This is a genomic window from Rhodopseudomonas infernalis, from assembly GCF_022271405.1.
GTDB classification, from domain to species: Bacteria; Pseudomonadota; Alphaproteobacteria; order Rhizobiales; family Xanthobacteraceae; genus Rhodopseudomonas; species Rhodopseudomonas infernalis.
The window spans coordinates 97,802-119,147 of record NZ_JAJNAL010000001.1; the positions used below are offsets into that span (position 1 = coordinate 97,802).

The window sequence follows — 21,346 nt, forward strand, 5'->3', positions numbered from 1 at the left end:
CTGCGTTGATGGAACAATCATGCGCAGCGACTGATCAATTCAGCGAAGCCGGCGACAAAGATCGGCGATCCATCTAGGGAGAGAAGCGACATGGCACGTGGAGTGGCTCGTCTTGCGTTTTGCGTCGCGGCAGCGATCAGCAGCGCCGTTGCAGTTTGTCCGGCAAACGCCGCATGGGAACCGACCCGGCCGGTCGAATTCATCGTTCCTGCAGGTACCGGCGGCGGCGCCGACCAGATGGCGCGCACCCTTCAGGGCATCGTCACCAAATACAATCTGATGAAGCAGCCGCTGGTGGTGGTCAACAAATCGGGCGGCGCCGGGGGCGAAGGCTTCCTCGATGTGAAGATGGCGGCGAACAATCCGCACAAGATCATCATCACGCTGTCGAATCTGTTCACGACCCCGCTCGCCACCGGGATCCCGTTCAACTGGAAGGACCTCACCCCGGTCGCGATGCTGGCGCTCGACGAATTCGTGCTCTGGGTGAATGCCGAGAAGCCCTACAAGACCGCAAAGGACTATCTCGATGCGGTGAAGGCCGCGCCGTCCGGCAGCATCAAGATGGGTGGCACCGGATCCAAGCAGGAAGACCAGATCATCACCGTGGCGCTCGAGAAGGCCGCTGGCGTCAAGCTCACCTACATCCCCTACAAGGGTGGCGGCGAAGTCGCGGTCCAACTCGTCGGCAATCATGTCGATTCGACGGTCAACAATCCGATCGAAGCGGTGGCACAGTGGCGCGGCGGCAAGCTGCGGCCGCTCTGCGTGTTCGACGCCAAGCCGATGGACTACGCCGACCCGGTCGCCGACGGCAAAGCGTGGAAGGACATTCCGACCTGCAAGTCGCAGGGATTGGACATCGAGTATCTGATGCTGCGCGGCGTGTTCATGGGGCCGAAGGCGAAGCCGGACCAGGTCGCCTACTACGTCGACCTGTTCAACAAGGTACGCGAGACCCCGGATTGGAAGGAATTCATGAAGAGCGGCTCCTTCAACACCACCTTCATGACCGGCGACGACTTCGCCAAATGGCTCGCGACCGAGGAAAAGCGCCACGAGACGCTGATGAAAGACGCCGGCTTCCTCGCACCGGGCAACTGATCACACCGAGCGATCACCACATAGGCGACCGGTGGACCGTCGCCCTTTGTAGCGAATGACCATCGCGGAGGATCCATGCCAGTCATCGAGACAAAGACCTCAGCGCCGACGCATCGGGGCGTCGAAGCCGTCGTCGCCGTCGTGATCGCGGTGTTCGGCGGCGTCGTTGTGCTGGGAAGCATTCAGGCCGGCATTACGTGGGGCCCCGAGGGCCCTCGCGCCGGTTTTTTCCCGTTCTATGTCGGCCTGTGCATCATCGCCGCCAGCGCGGTCAATTTCCTCAACGCGCTGCGCAGCGATCCCACCGCGCTGTTCGCCGAGTGGGTCCAGATCCGCCACGTCTTCAGCGTGATCAATCCGACCGCCGTTTACGTTCTGGCGATGCCGTTCGTCGGGCTCTATGTCGGCTCCGCGATCTTCATCGCCTATTTCATGCGCGTCCTCGGCAAATATCGCTGGCTGACGACGCTCGCCGTCGCGATCGGCACGCCGGTGGTCGCCTACATCGTGTTCGAACGCTGGTTCCTGGTGCCGCTGCCCAAAGGCCCGCTCGAAGACTGGCTCGGACTGTAACCGTCAGCATCAGGCCCCCGCAGGACCCCGCGCATGGAAGAACTCGTCAATCTGTTTCACGGTTTCGCCGTGGCCCTGCAGCCGTTCAACATCGCGGTGATGTTCATCGGCATCGTACTCGGTGTCATAATCGGCGTGCTGCCCGGCCTCGGCGGCGCCAACGGCGTGGCGATCCTGCTGCCGCTGACCTTCAGCATGTCGCCGACCTCGGCGATCATCATGCTGTCGTGCATCTATTGGGGTGCGTTGTTCGGCGGCGCCATCACTTCGATCCTGTTCAACATCCCCGGAGAGCCATGGTCGGTCGCCACCACCTTCGACGGCTATCCGATGGCGCAGCAGGGCAAGGCCGGCGAAGCGCTGACAGCGGCCTTCACCTCGTCCTTCGTCGGTGCGCTGTTCGCGGTGATCATGATCACGCTGGTGGCGCCGCTGGTCGCCGGCTTCGCGCTGCGGTTCGGCCCCGCGGAGAAATTCGCGGTGTACTTCCTGGCGTTCTGTTCGTTCATAGGCCTCAGTAAGGAGCCGCCGTTCAAGACGCTCGCGTCGATGATGATCGGCTTCGCGCTCGCGGCCGTCGGGCTCGACTCGATGACCGGCCAGCTCCGCCTGACCTTCGGCTTCACCCCGATGCTGAACGGCTTCGACTTCTTGATCGCCGTCATCGGCCTGTTCGGGATCGGCGAAATCCTGCTGACGATGGAAGACGGCCTCGCCTTCCGCGGCGGCAAGGCGAAGATCAATCTGCGCGTCGTTCTGCAGACCTGGAAGGAGCTGCCGCGCTACTGGATGACGTCGCTGCGCTCCTGCATCATCGGCTGCTGGATGGGCATCACCCCGGCAGGCGCGACGCCAGCGTCGTTCATGAGCTACGGCATTGCCAAGCGGGTCTCGAAGCGCGGCAGCAATTTCGGTAAGGGCGAGATCGACGGCGTGATCGCGCCGGAGACCGCGGCGCACGCCGCCGGCACCGCGGCGCTGCTGCCGATGCTGTCGCTCGGCGTCCCCGGATCGCCGACCGCCGCGGTGCTGCTCGGCGGGTTGTTGATCTGGGGTCTGCAACCCGGACCGATGCTGTTCGTCGAGCAGAAGGAGTTCGTCTGGGGCTTGATTGCATCGATGTATCTCGGCAACCTCGCCGGCCTGCTGGTCGTGCTCACCTGCGTGCCCCTGTTCGCCGCGATCCTGCGGGTGCCGTTCAGCATCATCGCGCCGCTGATCTTGGTGCTGTGCGCGATCGGCGCCTATTCGGTGCACAATTCGACCGTCGACGTCATGCTGATGCTGATGTTCGGCGTCATCGGCTACGTGCTGAAGAAGTGCGACTACCCGTTGGCGCCGCTTGTGCTTGCCATCGTGCTGGGCGACAAGGCCGAAGAAGCCTTTCGGCAGTCGCTGCTGGGCTCGCAGGGCTCGCTCGGCGTGTTCTTTTCCAACGGTTTGGTCAGCTCCATCATGGTCATCGGCCTGATCGCGCTGTTCTGGTCGGTGATCCACGACGGATGGAGCAAGCTGCGGACCGGCGTGCTCAATCGCGCCGCTTGAAGAGGCCTCTGAACTGTTGAATAAACACTCACCATCAAGACCTCGCGGCGCGGTTCGCGATGTCGCACACCTCGTCGCCGGCTCTGCCCGGCTTCGCAATTGGGATGATCGATGAAAGTCTGTATTTACGGCGCCGGCGCGATCGGCGGCTATCTCGGCGTTCAGCTCGCGCAGTCCGGCGCCGACGTCAGCCTGGTGGCGCGCGGCGCTCATCTGGCGGCGATGAAGGACAAGGGCCTCAAGCTGCTGATCGGCGACGAGGAGCGCGTGGTCAAGGTGAAAGCCACCGACACGCCGTCCGAACTCGGCGTGCAGGATTTCATCATCATCTGCCTGAAGGCGCACTCGATCACCGGCGCGATCGACGCGATGAAGCCGCTGCTCGGCTCGCACACCCGCATCGTCACCGCGGTGAACGGCGTGCCGTACTGGTACTTCTACAAGCACGGCAATCAGTTCGAAGGCCGCACGCTGGAGAGCATCGATCCCGGCGCCCGCCAGTGGAACGAGCTCGGCCCCGAGCGCGGCATCGGCTGCATCGTCTATCCGGCGACCGAGCTGGAAGGCCCCGGCGTGGTGCGCCACGTCTACGGCGACAAATTCCCGGTCGGTGAAGCTTCCGGCGAAACCACCGCGGACGTCCAGAACCTCTCGAAGCTGTTGGAGGCTGCGGGCCTGAAGGCGCCAATTCTTGATCGGATCCGCGACGAGATCTGGCTGAAGCTGTGGGGCAATGTCTGCTTCAATCCGATCAGCGCCCTCACCCACGCCACGCTCGACGTGATCGCGTCCGATCCGGCGACCCGGGCACTGGCCAAGGCGATGATGCTCGAAGCGCAGGCGATCGCCGAAACCTTCGGCATCAAATTCCGCGTCGATGTCGAACGCCGCATCGAAGGCGCCCGCAAGGTCGGCGCCCACAAGACCTCCATGCTGCAGGACCTCGAACGCGGCCGGCCGATGGAAATCGATCCGCTCGTCACCGTGGTTCAGGAGATGGGCAAGATGACCGGCATCCCAACCCCGGCGATCGACAGTGTCCTCGGCCTGGTGATCCAGCGCGCCAAGGTGGCGGGGTTGTACTAGATCAGAACTAATCGTCGCCCACCGCCCTTACGATTGTCGTTCCGAGGCGCGCGAAGCGCGAGCCCGGAATCCATAACCACCGCCGGGAGTATGGATTCCGGGCCTGCGCGAAAGAGCGCGCATCCCGGAATGACGAACAATTGGTTCGTGCTCGCGGTGACACTCTAACCTTTAAGGAGACCTTCGCCGTGACCAAATGGGTTCGCTTCCGCGCCAATGGCGCGATCGGGTTCGGCACCATCGCGCATTCCGACATTTCCGTGCACGACGGCGACATGTTCGGCGCGAACAAGCCGACCGGGCAGACGTTGCAGCTGGGAGACGTCGAACTGCTGGCGCCGTGCGCGCCTGGCAAGATCGTCGGGCTGTGGAACAATTTTCGCGCGCTTGCGGCGAAGCTCAATCAGTCGATCCCGCCGGAGCCGCTGTATTTCCTCAAGGCGACCACCAGCGTCGCATCGCACGGCGCGGTCGTGAACCGCCCAGCCTCCTATGACGGCAAGGTCGTGTACGAAGGCGAGCTCGGCATCGTCATTGGCAAACGTGCCAGCAACATCTCTGAAGCCGACGCGGCGGCGCACATCTTCGGCTACACCTGCGTCAACGACATCACCGCGGCCGATATCCTCAACCGCGATCCGAGCTTCCCGCAATGGGCGCGCGCCAAGAGCTTCGACGGCTTCGGCCCGTTCGGCCCGGCGATCGCCACCGACCTCGATCCGCAGACCCTGTCGATCCGCACCATCCTCAACGGCGCCGAGCGACAGAACTACCCGGTCGCCGACATGATCTTCGCGCCGCATAAGCTTGTCAGCCTGCTGTCGCACGACATGACGCTCGAGCCGGGCGACCTGATCTGCTGTGGAACCTCGGTCGGCGTCGGCGTGATGAAGGAAGCCAGCAACAGCGTCACCATCGCGATCGAAGGCATCGGCGAACTGCACAACGAATTCCGTCAGGCGGTGAAAGGCTGACGCGGTTTCCTCCGTCGCGTCCTACTCCCCAACACGCACGTCATTCCGGGGCGCGAACGCAGTTCGCGAACCCGGAATCCCGCAGTTTTGAGCACCTCTTGTCTCGCCGCATCGAGATTCCAGGTTCGCTCGCTGACGCGAGCGCCCCGGAATGACTCGCGGAGAGGCGCTGCTCCTCCCGCATTGGACATTTCGCGCTCGGTTCGGCAATCTGCGGCCGCACCATAACAGCAACAGGCGCGTGAGGCGCCGCGAACGTCCGAGGATTCCATCATGATCAAGACCCGTTTCACCGAAACCTTCGGCGTCGAACACCCGATCGTGCAAGGCGGCATGCAGTGGGTCGGCCGCGCCGAGCTGGTAGCGGCGGTCGCGAACGCCGGTGCGCTCGGCATGATCACCGCGCTGACGCAGCCGACTCCGGAAGATCTCACCAAGGAAATCGCGCGCTGCCGCGACCTCACCGACAAGCCCTTCGGCGTCAATCTCACCATCCTGCCGGCGATCAAGCCGCCGCCTTATGCCGAGTATCGCCAGGCGATCATCGAGGCTGGGGTGAAGGTGGTCGAGACCGCGGGCAACAAGCCGCAGGAGCATGTCGACGAATTCAGGAAGGCCGGCGTCAAGGTGCTGCACAAATGCACCAGCGTCCGCCACGCGCTTTCGGCGGAGCGGATGGGCGTCGACGGCATCTCGATCGACGGCTTCGAATGCGCCGGCCATCCGGGCGAGGACGACACCCCCGGCCTGATCCTGATCCCGGCCGCCGCCGACAAGATCAAGGTGCCGATGATCGCCTCGGGCGGCTTCGCCGACGCGCGCGGCCTGGTTGCGGCGCTGGCGCTCGGCGCGGACGGCATCAACATGGGCACGCGCTTCATGTGCACCAAGGAGAGCCCGATCCACGAGGCGGTGAAGCAAAAGATCGTTGACAATGACGAACGCGCGACCGACCTGATCTTCCGCACCATGCGCAATACCTCGCGCGTCGCCCGGAACGCAGTCAGCCAGCAGGTGATCGCGCTGGAGAAGCAGGGCGCGACCTTCGAGCAGGTCAGGGAGCTGGTCGCCGGCGCACGCGGCAAGATGGTGTACGTCAACGGCGACACCGACGAGGGCGTCTGGTCGGCCGGTCAGGTCCAGGGCCTAATCCACGACATTCCGAGCTGCGCCGAACTCGTGTCGCGCATCGTGCGCGACGCCGAAGCGATCATTCGCGCACGGCTGGAATCGATGCTATCGGGTGGCGCGCGGCAGGCGGCGGAGTAGTCGCTGGACCTGCGACGACACGGGAAGCACCAGATGAAGGCCTATGTCTACGGCGCCAACGGCGCCGCCATCACCGACGTCGACAAGCCCGTGCCGACCGGACCGCAGGTCCTGATCCGCGTCCGCGCCTGCGGCCTCAACCGCGCCGATCTCGGCATGACCAAAGGCCATGCCCACGGCGCGGCCGGCGGCGCCGGCACGGTGTTGGGGATGGAGTGGGCCGGTGAAATCGAGGCGCTTGGCGACGAGGCCTTCGGCTGCCAGGTCGGCGATCGCGTGATGGGCTCCGGCGCCGCGGCGTTCGGCGAGTACACGCTCGCCGATCACGGCCGGCTGTTTCCGATCCCGGATGATATGAGCTTCGAGCAGGCCGCTACCCTGCCCGTCGCGCTGACCACGATGCACAACGCGCTGATTGCGGTCGGCAAGCTGCGCGCCGGCCAGAGCGTGCTGATCCAGGGCGCCAGTTCCGGCGTCGGCCTGATGGCGCTACAGATTGCCAAGCTCAAAGGCGCCCGCTTGGTGGTCGGCTCGTCGACCGACAAGAGCCGCCGCGATCGGCTGCCGGAATTCGGCGCCGACCTCGCGATCGACTCGTCGTCCGCAGGCTGGGTCGATCAGGTGCTCGCCGCCACCGGCGACGCCGGCGTCGACCTGATCATCGACCAGATCTCCGGCCCGGTCGCCAACCAGAACCTCGCCGCGACGCGCGTGCTCGGCCGCATCGTCAATGTCGGCCGCCTCGGCGGCACGCATGCCGACTTCAACTTCGACCTGCACGCCGCACGTCGCATCGACTATGTCGGCGTCACCTTCCGGTCACGCAGCATCGAGGAGATCCGCGAGATCTTCCGCCAGGTGCGCGGCGATATCTGGACCGCGATCGAATCGCGCAAACTCACGCTGCCGCTCGACCGCGTCTTCCCGTTCGCCGAGATCGGCCAGGCCTTCGCCCACATGGAAGCGAACCGGCATCTCGGCAAGATTGTTGTCTCGCTGTAACGGTTCCGCGAATTAATCCACGCATCTAAGATACGACTAATTCGCAATTGCACTCCTCGCGCAATTGCGAGTGGTGCGCTGGGCGCTGCGGCTTTTATGTTTGGAAGCGGGCTGCTAAACCCCGCGCCATGACTAACTACGCCAGCACAAAATCCCGTGTGGCTGCGATATCCGTGCTGGCGAGCGCCAGCATGGCCGCGGCAAAATTCGCCATCGGCATCGCCATCGGGTCGCTGGCGCTGATTTCCGAAGCCCTGCACAGCTCGATCGATCTGGTTGCAACCATCATCACCTGGCTCGTGGTGCGGGTGTCGGACCGCCCGGCCGACGACGCGCATCACTATGGTCACGGCAAGATCGAGAGCTTGTCGGCGCTGGGCGTGATCGCCCTGCTGTATGTGCTGGCCGGCGGCATTCTGGTCGAGGCCACCAGCCGGCTGCGCGAAAGCGCACCGCCGCCCAGTTTCTCTTGGATGGCCTTCGCCATTCTCGGCGTCGACATCGTGGTGAACTCCTGGCGCGCCTGGGCGCTGCACCGGACCGCGGTGGCGACCAAGAGCCAGGCGCTGGCCGCCGACGCGCTGCACTTCTCGTCCGACGTGCTCGGCTCGTTCGCCGTGATCGCGGGGTTGTCGCTGTCGGCAATGGGCTTCGCATGGGGAGACGCAGCCGCCGCGATCGGTGTCGCAGTGATGATCTCGATCCTCGGCCTGCGGCTCGGCCGCTCGACCATCCAGACGCTGCTCGACCGCGCGCCTGAGGGAGTCTCCGAAAAAGCGCGCGACGTCATCAGCGCGGTGCCAGGCGTCGTCGGCATCCCGCGGCTGCGGGCCCGCATGGTCGGCCCGACGCATTTCATCGACGCGCTGGTCGAGGTGCCCCGCACCTATCCGATCGATCGCATCGACGAGATCAAGCGGCGCGCCGACGAGGCCTTGAAACAGGTCTACGGAGACGCCGACCTCACCTTTACGGCGATTCCGGTGGCGCGCGACAATGAGACCGTGTGCGACCGCGTGATGGTGATCGCACGCAATTCCGGCCTCGCCATCCACCACGTCACCGTGCACGATCTCGGCTGCAAGATCACCGTCAGCATCGACCTCGAGGTGGACGGCAACATGCCGCTGATCGAAGCCCACGATATCGCACACCAACTCGAGCGCCACATTCGCGACGACTTCGGCACCGATGTCGAAGTCGATACGCATATCGAGCCGCTCGAGCCGGACATGCCGCACGGCTCCGACGCCGTCCCGCAGCGCACCGAGGAGATCCGCACCGAGCTGATCAAGCTCGCCAGCGACGGCGTGATCTATCACATCCACAACGTCCGGGTCCGTGACACCGAGGCCGGTGAGATCGTCAATTTCCACTGCTATGCCGAACCGTCGCTCAGCGTCATTGCAGTGCACGAGCACGTCGACAAAATTGAACGTCGGTTGCGTCGAGCGTTCCCCTCGGTGAAACGCGTGATCAGTCACGCGGAGCCCCCGAACGCGGATTGAACAATTTCCCACCTGACGAACTACGAGTCCTCGTTCTCGTTTCGGACTCGGCTCACGGACAAATGAGCATGCGATTCATCTTTGGATAAGAATTTTTCCGATCCGCCGAATCGTTGACTCTCGACAGCCTCGGAAAAGTGGATTCAAATCATCCTTATGATTCGAACGGTGAAACACTGTTCGAACGGGGTGCTGACAATCATTTTCTGGGGGCTACGGGATGGCGCGCGTGCAGGCCGCGAGCGCCTGCGCTCAATCCGATTCGATCAAAGGATTGGCGCAGTCGATCGCTAAACCGGCCTACCATCGGCTGCTGACGGCCGAGCCAGTGCTCCGCCGCGCCGTACCGATCCTGATCATCGCATTCCTCGTCACGATCTGCTTCGGCGCCGCCGTTCAAGTCATCGACCAGACGCGCCAAAAGCGTGCCGCCCTCAATCGCGATCTCTGCGCCCTCGCCGATCTTCTCGCCGAGCGTCTCGAACACATCGGTGTCGTGCGTCTCGACCGCCCGGCTTCGGTCGAGCGCCTGCAAGGTCTGCTGCCCGGCTTGATCCCATCCTGGGGAATCGCCGCCGGCCGCCACGTCATCGTCACCGGTGTCGATCAGCGCGTGCTCGCGCGCGTGCCCGGCGACGACAGCGCGCTGGCCGCCAACAAATTCCTGCAGATCATCAGCGCCGCGCCGCCACTGACCCGCTCCGCTCAGCAAGGCACGGTCACCGAGATCATTCTGCCCGGCGGAGCCTCGGCGCTGGCCACGCTGCACACCGTCAAGTCCCTGCCGGGTCAAGTCATCATCATCCAGGAGGACACCAGCTCTTTCCTGCGATCGGACGCGGCGCTGCAGATCACGCTGTCGGCCACCACCGGCTTCGTGGTGCTGATCCTCGGCTTCGCCTTTCACTGGCAGTCGACGCGCGCCCGCGAAGGCGATCTGATCAACGACGCAGTGCGCAGCCGGATCGACACCGCCCTCAATCGCGGCCGCTGCGGCCTGTGGGATTGGGATCTGTCGCGCGGTCGCATCTTCTGGTCGCAGTCGATGTTCGAACTCCTCGGGCTGGAGAGCCGCAGCGACCTGCTCACTTTCGGCGAAGTCAACGCGCGGGTGAATGCCGAAGACATCGACCTGTTCGCGATCGGCGACCAACTGATCGCCGGCAACGCCGACCACATCGACCACAGTTTCCGCATGCGTCACGCCAACGGACACTGGATCTGGGTCCGGATGCGGTGCGAGCTGAGCCAGGAGACGCTCACCGAGAACAAGCACCTGATCGGCATCGCGGTCGACGTGACCGAGCAGAAGAGCCTCGCGGAACGCACCATCGAAGCCGACCTGCGGCTGCGCGACGCGATCGAGACCATTCCCGAAGCGTTCGTCCTGTGGGACGCGGATAATCGCCTCGTGCTGTGCAATTCGCATTTCCAGCGCCTGCACAAGCTGCCGGAGTCGGCGGTTGCGCCGGGCACGTCGTACGAGACGGTCATCGAAGTCGGCCGCATGCCGGAAATTCGCACCCGGCTGGGCGATCGAGGCGGCTCCGCCCCCGGCGCACGAACCTTCGAGGCGCAGCTCGACGACGGCAGCTGGCTGCACATCAGCGAGCGCCGCACCAAGGACGGTGGCTATGTCGCCGTCGGCACCGACATCACCCGTATCAAGGCTCACGAGCAGAAGCTGGTCGACAACGACCTGCGGCTGCGCGCCACTGTGGCCGATCTGAAGATCTCTCAGGTCAAGCTGGAGCGGCAGGCGATCGAACTCGCCGACCTCGCCAAAAAGTACTCCGAGGAAAAGAACCGCGCCGAGGAAGCCAATCAGACCAAATCGAAATTCCTGGCGAATATGAGCCATGAACTGCGCACGCCGCTGAACGCAATCATCGGCTTCTCGGAAATCATGGGCAGCGGGATGTTCGGCTCGCTCGGCTCCGAGAAGTATCAGGAATACTGCCATGACATCATGACCAGCGGACACTATCTGCTGGAGGTGATCAACGACATCCTCGATATGTCGAAGATCGAGGCCGGCCGGATGCGGCTGGAGATGGAAGAACTCGATCTCGCCCGCACCCTCGGGGAATCGTTGAAGGTCGTCGCCGGGCGCGCCAACAACAAGCATCTCGATCTGCGCTCGGATATCGAAGCCGATATCCCGATCGTGGCGGATCGCCGCGCCATCAAGCAGATCCTGATCAACCTGCTGTCGAACGCGGTGAAGTTCACGCCGGATGGCGGCCGCGTGAAGGTCCGCAGCCGGACGCGGCGCGATTCCATCGTGCTGATGATCGCCGACACCGGCATCGGCATCGCCCCGCATTCATTACGTCGACTTGGCCAGCCGTTCGAGCAGGTGGAGAGCCAGCTCACCAAGAGCTATCACGGCTCCGGCCTGGGGCTGGCGATCGCCAAGTCGCTGACGACGCTGCACGGCGGCTCGATGCAGCTGCGCTCGACGCTCGGCGCCGGCACCGTGGTCATGGTCAAGTTGCCGCGCAACAGCCGACGCCATCGGATGGCAGCCTGACGGCTACTCGGCCGCGGCCACAACGGACATCGCATAGCAAAGAGCTCCGGCCCTGAGCAGCTCAGAGCCGGAGCTCTTGTTGCGAGCGCTTCACCGACGGATTGAAGCGATGCGGGTCTTTTCAAGCGGCAGAGTTGTCGTCTTCAGTTGCGCGCGTGGCGCGCTCCGAAGGATGCGGCAAAGGCGCCTGCGGCCCATCCTGCGAGGCCCCGCGGCGACTGCGCACAGCGCGCCCGGCGGGCAAATCAAAAACGACGGAGATCGTCGCATCGCGAGTTCTGATTCCATCGAAAGCGGAACTTCTCTCGCGCATTCGGACACTTACCAGTTGACGCGGGCGCCTGCCGAAACCTGATGGCTGGTTGCGTTGCTGCGATACTCGCCATGATAGGAGGCAAAAAGTCGGAATGTCTCGGTTTGCCAGCCAGACATCTTGGCACTCACCAGCGCGGCGTTTCGGCCTGGCTGGGCCGCTTCGACCAGGAAGGGCTGGTCGAGGAGCGCAGCCTGACTGACCAGCGTGGTATCGCGCAGATCGTAGCCCCAACCGACCTTCAGCTCCGGCATCAAGGTGGTGCCGTCGGCGGTGCGCAGACGCGCGCTGAAAGCCGCGCCCACCGTTGTGGAGAGCTTCTCGTATGTCTGAGCGACATAAGCGAGACCGAACGGCAAGTAAGTTTCGCTGTAGGCATCGCGGCGGAAGCCTTGCCAGCTCAAGCCGGCGAACGGCTTGACGATAACGTCCGGAGCCACCGTGAAGCGATAGCCGGCCTCCAGCGTCGTCCCGACGCCGATGCCGTTCGCGCTACCCTGCAAGGCGTTCGGCGAGAACATGATGGCGCGACTGGTCGACAGTTGGCTCGGACCCGCTGCGATCCGCAGATCGACGACCGCAGCACCGGGCATCCAGCTCGCATAGGCCGCGCCAGCGTAGCTGTCGGACCAGCCCTGGGTGCCGGCACTGGTCGCCGTCGTGCGCGCATAGCCGAACGCGCCGCCTGCCACCAGATTGTTCGAGAACCAGCGGTCCGCACCGACGACGAAGCCGCCGCTCACCGCCTTCACGCCGGAAAGATCGCTGCTGTCTCCGACCCGCACGTTGCGGCCGAACCCCTGGCCCCACGAGGTCCAGCCGTCCTGCACGCGATCAGCCGGAGTGATCGCCGCCAGTGCGTTCATCGCCGAGCTGGTTTCGACATTCATCATGTTGCGTCCGGCGTAGGACAACGCGAACGATTGCGCCGCGCCGTTCTGACCTCGGTCGCCGCCGAGCGCGATCATCTCCTGACGATCTCCGATCGCGCCGAGGAAGCCGGTGAAGGCCTGCAGCGACGAGCTCGACACCGCAGGCTGGCCGGAGCCCGCGAGCTGGCCGAGCGCCTGGTCGTAATGCGCCTCGGTGTCCAGTCGATACAATGCATCGAACAACCCTTTCGCGCGATCCGACGGCAGAACGCCGGCTGCCGGGCGGGCGCTGTCGAGTGCACCCGCGACCGAGCGCTGATTGCGGCCGAGCTGTTCGTTGCTGGCGAGGGCACTGAAGCTCGCCGGTGTCACCACCAGCGTCAGCGCGTTCGGATCGTACACCAGGTCGAAGCGTGTATTGGCTGGCAATCCGGCCGTCGGCTGCGACAGGGCGGAGAAGCTCCCCATGGTGCTGGCGCCGTTCTGCGCCTGGACGATCGTGAAGTCGGTGCCGAGCGCCGGCGTGTAGTTGCTGACAGTGCCAACGCTGCCGCGCAAGACGGGTGTCAACGTGCCCGCTGCATAGAACACGTTGCCGGCCCCCGTGACGTAGATCTTGTCGTAGGTGCCAGGACCACCCGGCACGATCAGATTGCCGTCGATGTCGATGCGGGTCGTCGCCGTGGAGGTCAGAGTGACGTTGCCGTTAAAGGTCAGCGTGCCGACCGAATTGCCGGTCAGCACGGTGCCTGCCGGCACCGAGCCGTTGACGACCAGGTCGCCGATATTGGCCATCTTGCCCGGGGACAGCGTGCCGGCGATCATCGAATCGCCCACCACCGTGCCGAAGCCGGCCAGCGTCGCGGGCTGCGCGACCGACAGCTTGCCGGAGTCCATCGTCAACGTGCCGTCCACCGCCAAGGTGCCAAGCTGCGCAAACACGTTGCCGCCAGCATTCGTGCGACCGGAGACCGTCAGAATGCCCGCCCCCACCTTGCTGAAGTCGCCCTGCGTGGTCAGCAACTGGCTCCAATAGGTCGTCTGGCCGGCATCGACGATGACCGTGCTGCTCGCTGCGAGCGTCGACGGTCCAGCGGTCGCACGGTCTAGCCGGATCAGGCCCTGACCAAACACATCATCGATACCGGGCAGGCCAAGATCTTCCGTTGTTGAAAACAACAGATGAGACAGATCCTGGGCATTATAGCTCGGGTTGGCCTCGATCAGAACGGCAAGCGCGCCCGAGACCATCGGCGCCGCCATCGACGTTCCCTCCTTAAAGCCGTACGTGTTGTTCGGAATGGTAGAATAGATCTCCGGGCCGACCTCGCGGTCGCCGCCCGGCGCCGCAACGCACCAGCTCGCTGCAACGCCGCAAAGATCAGAATAAGGGGCGGGGCGCTTCGTCGATCCGACCGACATCACCGTCATGATCTGGCCAGGCAAGCTCTGCAGCGCCGTTCCGTCGAGCTGTCGGCCCTGATCATCGTACACGCCGAACGCCGCATGAGCGGGACTCAGAAACGGCAGAAGTCCCAGACCGGAAGCGTTGCGGCCTGCAACGGGATTGTATCGGCGATCATTGCCGATACCCGCAACGATGATCTTTCCAGCCTGCAGCACCTTGAGCGCGGCGTCCAGCTCAGCCTCCACGTGACCGATCGCCCATCGGCTGAGATTTGATTGTCCATTCGTCCCGGGAGCATAGCTTGCATTGTAGACCATGGTCCCGGCCAGGCCGGCAAAGTAGCGCAGTGCGAGCTCTCCCTCCTCCGCATTCGCAAAGAACACATAGCCAAATTCCGGGTATCCCCCCAGCGCACGAACCGGAATGATATTGGCGCCATATGCCACGCCATGAGCTGCGACGTTGTCGAACTTCTCCGCCGCGATGATCCCCGAAACGTGCGTGGCGTGTTCATCGCCGACAACAACAAGCGGACTGATATCAGTCGGGTCGTAACCCTGCTCCGGCTTGTAGACGAAGTTCCGACGCAGGCCGAGCAAGAGCTTGTTGACAAGGCCTGCATTGCCGACGTCGAAACCGCTGTCCGCAACCATGACGTTGACACCGGAACCCGTGAAGCCGCGATCATACGCGGCCTGCGCACCAATCATGTTGAGGTGCCATGTCTGGTCCGCAGCACTCGGCTGCGGCACCGGAAGATGAGGAGAAGTGTTCGTTGCCGCCGGCTGGATCGATTGTGGCCAAGAGTCGAACGGTTCCGCATGGCCGATAGTTGACCATCCCGCGCCCACCATTGCGGTGCAAAGTACCAAAGGTAAGAAGTAGCGGAACTTGATCAAATGGATCTTCAAACAGCGCCCACAGGTTCCTGATTGCGAACCCGCAATCACTTGCAGAACCGGACCGCTCCCGCCGGCAAGGAACGCCTGTCGAACAATTAGTCCAACTATAAACGGAGATCGCTGCAAGGCAAGAACGAGCGCGTTCATCTTCGAAAATGGAACAAAACGGACTATCAATGCGGCCGCATCTGAGGACGACTGCCGGAAGGCTGCTGATCGATTGCCTCCGTTGGACTACCAGTTGACCCGCGCACCGACATAGCCCCCACCATCGGGAGCGCCTTGCCGCGAGGTACTGAGGCGATTATCGCGGCGGACTGGGACACGCTGACCAGAAACGTGGTGCACAGCAACAGCGCGGTGCATCTGCAGATGGTGTGGCCAGACATCGAATGTGCCCCATCTGAACGCACGCAGCCCCGCGTGCATAGTTCCCGTTCTTCCCGACGGATCGCGATTGAGTCCCCAAGGCGGCTCCATCATCGCGTTCTAATGTAGCGGTGTCGCCATCAGCCGGATTGAGACGCAGGGCCAAAGGAAAGCGGCGGACGTTTCCCCATGAGCGAGATACCGCACTGTCGGAGCAATTCAGCGTCCGTTAGCGTGCAGCGCAGCAGATTAGCCCAAATCCGTATTGTGCCACCGTCTCGCCCACGTGTATGAGCGGGCCTTGTCGGCGGAGGCAGCGGCGTTGAACTTCAGTGCCATCTTCCATCAGTTTGCGACATGGCTGTTCCGGGCCTCGATTGCGGCCGGCCTTGTGGGTGTTGTCTACCTCGCCTTGCACGGCGACGGCGACATGCCCGGAAAGCGGATGGTCGCGGCGCAGACAGCGACGCTCCCGCCGGACACCCCATGCCAGCCGATCGGCCAGACGACGGCCGGCGAATTGGTGTATTCGATGGATTGCGAGGCCTTACCCGGCGAGCCGCCTGCCCTCGGCGCTGCGGCCAGCGCCAACGGACCCGCTCGACGCTAATCGCTGCCGCCGCCGATCAGTCGGTTGAAGATCGCCCGAACGTCCGCCTGCGTTTCCTTCACCCGCGCCTGCAGCGAAGAGAAGTCCGGCGCGTCGCCGGCCCGCACCAGCACCCGCAGCAGATCGTCGCCGGCGGTTTCCGGCTTGAACTTCTCGCTGACGCACAGCCGCAGGATCTGCGTCAGGTCGTGATACAGCCGCGCCGCCGGGCGCAGCACGTCGGCGTCGGGCTGCGCCAGCAGGCCGAGCCGCGCCGCATTGTCGATCGCCGCCAGCGTATTGACCGCCAGGATCTCCGGCGTGTTCGACGCGTGGACGAGTTGCAGATATTGCGCAATGAAGTCGATATCCACCATGCCGCCGGCGGCGTATTTCAGATCCCAGACGTCATCCTCGCCCTTCTCCTGGGCGATGGCCTGGCGCATCTCTGCGACATCGTTGGCGATGATCATGGCATCGCGCGGACGCGTCAGCACCGCGCGGATGACCTCCTCGATGCGCGACTTGAACTCCGGCGAGGCCGAGATGACGCGCGCGCGGGTGAGCGCGAGATGCTCCCAGGTCCAGGCCTCGGTCTCCTGATAGGCGGCAAACGCATCGAGCCGCGACGCCACAGGTCCGGCACGCCCGGACGGTCGCAGCCGCATGTCGACGTCGTACAGCACGCCGTAATTGGTGCGCGTCGTGAAGGCCGAAATCAGCCGCTGGGTGAAGCGCGCGAAATATTGCGCGCCGTGCAACGAGCGTTCGCCATCGCTGTCGGGCTGCTCGTGGTCGAAATCATAGATCAGGATCAGATCGAGATCGGACGATGCCGTCATCTCACGGCTGCCGAGCTTGCCCATCGCCAGGATCGCGGTTTCCTGGCCCTTGATCCGGCCGTACTGCGACACGAACTGCTCGCTCACCAGCTGGTGCACCGTGCTGACGATGCCCTCGGCGACATCCGCAAAGGCGATGCTGGCCTGCTGCGTCGCCACCGTGCCGGACAGAATGCGTGTGCCGATCAGGAACAGGCTCTCCTGCCCGAACAGCCGCAGCCGGTCGAGAAACTCCTCGTATGAGCCGGCATCGGCCAACGTCGCCGCCAGACGCGACGACAGCTCGGCGCGGTCGGGCATCGCGCCGAAGAACCGCGGATCGATCAGGCCGTCGAGGATCTGCGGCTGCCGCGCCAGCATGTCGCCGAGCCGCGGCGCAGCCCCCAACACCAGCGCGACGAGGGTCAGCAAGTCGCGGTTCTGGCTCAGCAGCGAGATCAACCGGCCGCCGCGGTGCAGCGCCTGCAGCAGCCGGTCGAACGAATTGATCGCGGTGTCCGGCTCTTCGGCCCGCGCCAGCTCCTCGATCAGCGCCGGCACGAACTCGCGGAACGCACGCTGGGTCGCCTCGACCTTGAGCACGCGATAGCCGCCGGCCATCCATTGCTGCAGCGTGGTGGCGACCATCAGCGGCTTCTTGTAGCCGAGCCCGACAAGGTGATCGAGCAACCGCGTGTCTTCCGGACCAGCCGCGTAATCGATCGGCTCTTTCACCGTGCCGGTCGGGTCGCCCTCGAACAGCTTGGCATAATGCCCCTGCACGCATTCCAGATGCGCCAACAGATCGCGCGCGAACGCGGCGCGGCTGTCGTAGCCGAAGAAGCGCGCGAACCGCTCGATGCCGTCGATGCTGTCGGGCAGCGTATGGGTCTGTTCGTCGGCGATCATCTGGATGCGATGCTCGACACGGCGCAGAAACTGATAGGCGGCGCTGAGTTCGTCGCGCGCCTCGAAGGTGATCCAGTTGCGCGACGCGAGAATGTCGAGCGCCGCCAGCGTCGGCCGCACGCGCAATTCCGGGTGTCGGCCGCCCGCGATCAATTGCTGGGTCTGGGCGAAGAATTCGATCTCACGAATGCCGCCGCGGCCGACCTTGACGTTGTGGCCCTCGACCGAAATCTCGGTCTGGCCGCGGAAGGTCTGCATCTGCCGCTTCATGTCGTGCACGTCGGACAGCGCGGCAAAGTCGAGATGCTTGCGCCAGACGAACGGCGCGATGTCGGCCAGCAGTGCCTCGCCCGCGACGAGATCGCCGGCACAGGCGCGCGCCTTGATCATCGCGGCGCGCTCCCAGGTGCGGCCTTCGCGTTCGTAGTAGTTGAGTGCCGACACCGTCGACAGCGCCACCGGCGTCGACGCAGGATCGGGACGCAGCCGCAGATCGACGCGGAATACGTAGCCGTCGTGCCGGCGCTGCTGCAGAATGCGGCTCAGCCCCTGCGTGACCCGCACGAAGAACGGCTGCGGCTCGATGTCCGGCGCAAGCGTCGGCGCGTCGAGATCGTAGAACACGATCAGATCGATATCGCTGGAGTAGTTCAGCTCGCCGGCGCCCATCTTGCCCATCGCCAGCACGACAAGACCGGAGCCCTGCTCCGGCGCATCGCTGTTGGGCGGATTGATGCGGCCGCGCGCGGCTTCCTGGCGCAGCAGGAAGCGCAGCGTCATTTGCACCGAATTGACCGCGAGGTCGGTGAGCGCCTGCGTCACCTGCATCACCGGCCACAGCCCGCCGATGTCGCACAGCGCAATCGACAGCGCGGCCTCCGCCTTCATCTTGCGGAGGATGGTCATCACCTCCGCCTCGTCGGCGGCGGCCGCGACCGCGCCGGCGGTCGTGTCCAGCAGCGTCGTGAAGCCGACGTCGGGGTCGGTGCGCAGCAGGCGTACAAGCCGTGCCGGATCGGCGCGGATCAGGTCGAACAGATACGGAGACGCCTCCGCGATCGCCTGCAGCACCGTGCGGATGGGCGGGTGGCGATCGGCAATGACGCGGATCGCTGCGGCCTGTTCGGCGGCGATGTCCGCAAGCCAGTCCTCGAAACGTTTGGCAGCGTCCTCCGGCGCATGCAGCTGCGGTCCGGCGGCGAAACGCGCGGCCAGTGCGGAGGATGGAATGTCCGCGTCGATCGCGGAAGAAGTCATGCCGGCGTCGGTTCTGGGATCGGGTTGACTGGAACCAGTCCTTCGCCCGTGTGCGCCGGAATTGCAAGCGTGGCGCGCAGCCCGGGCTCAGCGTCGGACAGCCGCAGTTCGCCGCCGTGCAAAGTCGCCACCGCCGACGCGAGACTGAGCCCGAGACCGGAACCGGGCATCGTCCGACTCGCCTCGAGCCGCACAAAGCGCTCGACCGCGTGCTGGCGGTCGGCTTCGGGAATGCCCCGGCCGTGATCGGTGACGCTGACCAGCACCTGATCGCCGTCGCGCCGCGCTTCGATCAGGATCGTCGCCAGGTCCGGCGCCGCGGCCGGCTGCTCTGCGCCCGGCGCGGCCAGCGCCAGTTGCGGCTGCCCGTATTTGATGGCGTTCTCCACCAGATTCGCCAGCGCCTGGCTGATCAGCTCGCGATTGCCGCGCACCGGCGCGGGCTCGGCCGCGATCTTCAGGCTCAGACCACTGTCTTCGGCCAACGGCTCGTAGAGCTCGTGGATGTCGCGGGCGATATCGGCGGCATCGAACGAATCCATCTCGCCGGTGGCATGGCCGGATTCAGCGCGTGCGATCATCAGCAGCGCGTTGAAGGTGCGGATCAGCCCGTCGGATTCCTCGATGGTGCGCTCCAGCGCCGCCCGGTAGTCGGCCTCGTTGCCGGACAGCGCCAGCGCCTCCTCGGCGCGATTGCGCAGCCGGGTCAGCGGTGTCTTCAAATCGTGCGCGATGTTGTCGGAGACCTCCTTGAGGCCGTTCATCAGCCCCTCGATCCGCTCCAGCATGGCGTTGAGATTTTCCGCCAGACGATCGAGTTCATCGCCGCTGCGGCCGACCGGGAGCCGGCCCGACAGGTCGCCGGCCATAATCCGCTGTGTGGTGCCGGTCATCGCATCGATCCGGCGCAGCACGCGGCGGGCCGCAAAAACGCCGCCGCCGAGGCCGAGCACCACGACGATCAGGATCGACCACTGCGCAGCCGACAAAACCACCTTGTTGAGCCGGCGGCGCTCCTCGAGGTCGCGTCCGACCAGCAGCCGAAACCCGCTCGACAGCTCGCTGACCCGCACCAGTGCGCGATGATCGCCGCGATCCTGATCGTCGAGCCGTCGGTAGAACGTCTCCTTCCAGCCGATCTTGCTCATCACCCCCGGCGCCAGCGCGCCGACATTGCCGGCGACCGCCTGCCCTGCGGGCGTGGTGACGAGATAGAGGTTCGCGCCCGGCCGCAGCGCTCGGTTCTCGATGGTGAACACCAGCCCGCGCAGGCCGCGCCGCGTGTAGATATCGTCGATCTCGCCGATCTCGGCGTCCACCGTGGTGGTGATCTGATCAGTAATCAGCCGATGCGTATTCCACGCGAAATAGGCCAGCAGCGACGCCGCAAACAATCCGAACAGAAACAGATAGACCAGCGTCAGCCGAAACGCCGTGGTTCGGATCAGTTTACCGAATGCCGTCACGGATCATATACCCCGCGCCCCGGATGGTGTGCAGCAGCGGCCGGTCGAAGCCCTTGTCGATCTTGGCGCGCAGGCGGGAGATGTGGACGTCGATCACGTTGGTCTGCGGATCGAAGTGATAGTCCCACACGTTCTCCAGCAGCATGGTGCGGGTCACCACCTGGCCGGCGTGCTTCATCAGATATTCGAGCAGCCGGAATTCGCGCGGCTGCAGCGTCAGTTCCTCGCCGCCGCGGGTGACGCGGTGGGACAGCCGGTCGAGTTCGAGGTCGCCGACTCGGTAGCTTGTTTCCTCGGCGGGACCGCCGTGGCGACGTGACAGCACCTCGACCCGGGCGAGCAGTTCGGCGAAGGCGTAGGGCTTGGGCAGATAGTCGTCGCCGCCGGCGCGCAGGCCCTTGATGCGGTCGTCGACCTGACCGAGTGCGGAGAGGATCAGCGCCGGGGTGCGGTTGCCCTTGTCGCGTAGCGTGCCGATCACCGACAGGCCGTCACGCTTCGGCAGCATGCGGTCGATCACCAGCACGTCGTAATCGCCGCTGTCGGCGAGCGCGAGGCCCTCCTCGCCATCGCTGGCGAGATCGGCGACGTGGCCGACTTCGCGAAAAGCCTTCACCAGATAATCGGCGGATTCGCGGTCATCCTCGATGATCAGCAGGCGCATATTGGGTTCGGATTCGCTCGAAGGCTTGATGGTTTCTGGCACCATGGCGGGACTTCAGCCTCCATGCAAGGCGGCAGGTTGCGCCCGCCGGACATGGAAGCGGGCGATGGAGTTGGGGGGACTCCACCGCCCGCCTAGTCCTTCCGATGGAGGGGGGCTTACTCCGGCCGGAAGGTAGAGGG

General features: G+C 64.6%; 14 protein-coding genes. 10 read left to right on the plus strand and 4 right to left on the minus strand.

Annotated features, from left to right (window positions below):
- Window positions 1-90: 90 nt before the first annotated feature.
- The 9 genes from LPW26_RS00470 to LPW26_RS00510 all read left to right on the plus strand — a co-directional run bounded on the left by LPW26_RS00470 (window position 91) and on the right by LPW26_RS00510 (window position 11,594).
- Window positions 91-1,104, plus strand: a complete 1,014-nt coding sequence (locus LPW26_RS00470; RefSeq protein WP_238732267.1) for a Bug family tripartite tricarboxylate transporter substrate binding protein — start codon at window positions 91-93, stop codon at window positions 1,102-1,104.
- A 75-nt stretch (window positions 1,105-1,179) separates the two neighbouring features.
- Window positions 1,180-1,677: a tripartite tricarboxylate transporter TctB family protein gene (locus tag LPW26_RS00475; protein ID WP_238732268.1), complete on the plus strand. Its 498-nt coding sequence runs from the start codon at window positions 1,180-1,182 to the stop codon at window positions 1,675-1,677.
- A 33-nt stretch (window positions 1,678-1,710) separates the two neighbouring features.
- On the plus strand, window positions 1,711-3,222 hold the full coding sequence (locus LPW26_RS00480) for a tripartite tricarboxylate transporter permease (protein ID WP_238732269.1): 1,512 nt from the start codon (window positions 1,711-1,713) through the stop codon (window positions 3,220-3,222).
- Window positions 3,223-3,333: 111 nt separating this feature from the next.
- Window positions 3,334-4,308, plus strand: a complete 975-nt coding sequence (locus LPW26_RS00485; RefSeq protein ID WP_238732270.1) for a 2-dehydropantoate 2-reductase — start codon at window positions 3,334-3,336, stop codon at window positions 4,306-4,308.
- 188 nt (window positions 4,309-4,496) lie between these two features.
- Entirely contained in the window at window positions 4,497-5,282 is a 786-nt protein-coding gene (locus LPW26_RS00490) for a fumarylacetoacetate hydrolase family protein (RefSeq protein WP_238732271.1), read from the plus strand.
- 273 nt (window positions 5,283-5,555) lie between these two features.
- On the plus strand, window positions 5,556-6,551 hold the full coding sequence (locus LPW26_RS00495) for an NAD(P)H-dependent flavin oxidoreductase (RefSeq protein ID WP_238732272.1): 996 nt from the start codon (window positions 5,556-5,558) through the stop codon (window positions 6,549-6,551).
- A gap of 33 nt (window positions 6,552-6,584) precedes the next feature.
- Window positions 6,585-7,553, plus strand: a complete 969-nt coding sequence (locus LPW26_RS00500) for a quinone oxidoreductase family protein (protein WP_238732273.1) — start codon at window positions 6,585-6,587, stop codon at window positions 7,551-7,553.
- A 128-nt stretch (window positions 7,554-7,681) separates the two neighbouring features.
- Window positions 7,682-9,061, plus strand: a complete 1,380-nt coding sequence (locus tag LPW26_RS00505) for a cation diffusion facilitator family transporter (RefSeq protein ID WP_238732274.1) — start codon at window positions 7,682-7,684, stop codon at window positions 9,059-9,061.
- Between the two features lie 220 nt (window positions 9,062-9,281).
- The gene (locus LPW26_RS00510) at window positions 9,282-11,594 is read left to right on the plus strand and encodes a PAS domain-containing sensor histidine kinase (RefSeq protein ID WP_238732275.1); all 2,313 of its coding nucleotides are present in this window, start codon (window positions 9,282-9,284) and stop codon (window positions 11,592-11,594) included.
- Between the two features lie 321 nt (window positions 11,595-11,915).
- Here LPW26_RS00510 and LPW26_RS00515 read toward each other — a convergent pair whose 3' ends face one another.
- The gene (locus tag LPW26_RS00515; RefSeq protein ID WP_238732276.1) at window positions 11,916-15,098 is read right to left on the minus strand and encodes an autotransporter domain-containing protein; all 3,183 of its coding nucleotides are present in this window, start codon (window positions 15,096-15,098) and stop codon (window positions 11,916-11,918) included.
- Window positions 15,099-15,780: 682 nt separating this feature from the next.
- On the opposite strand from LPW26_RS00515, the gene LPW26_RS00520 reads away from it, so the two are divergent.
- Complete coding sequence (locus LPW26_RS00520; protein ID WP_238732277.1) at window positions 15,781-16,068, plus strand: hypothetical protein; 288 nt, start codon at window positions 15,781-15,783, stop codon at window positions 16,066-16,068.
- Here the strand turns inward: LPW26_RS00520 and LPW26_RS00525 are convergent.
- The 3 genes from LPW26_RS00525 to LPW26_RS00535 are packed head-to-tail and all read right to left on the minus strand — an operon-like array spanning window position 16,065 to window position 21,164.
- A complete protein-coding gene (locus LPW26_RS00525) occupies window positions 16,065-19,034 on the minus strand; it encodes a bifunctional [glutamine synthetase] adenylyltransferase/[glutamine synthetase]-adenylyl-L-tyrosine phosphorylase (RefSeq protein WP_238732278.1) in 2,970 nt (989 codons plus the stop codon). The two genes, LPW26_RS00520 and LPW26_RS00525, sit on opposite strands and share 4 nt — an antisense overlap.
- A complete protein-coding gene (locus LPW26_RS00530; RefSeq protein ID WP_238732279.1) occupies window positions 19,031-20,500 on the minus strand; it encodes a sensor histidine kinase in 1,470 nt (489 codons plus the stop codon). The genes LPW26_RS00525 and LPW26_RS00530 overlap by 4 nt, the downstream gene beginning before the upstream one ends.
- Window positions 20,484-21,164, minus strand: coding sequence for a response regulator transcription factor (locus LPW26_RS00535; RefSeq protein WP_082363811.1), 681 nt, complete (start codon window positions 21,162-21,164; stop codon window positions 20,484-20,486). Before LPW26_RS00535 ends, LPW26_RS00530 begins: the two co-directional genes overlap by 17 nt.
- Window positions 21,165-21,346: the final 182 nt, after the last annotated feature.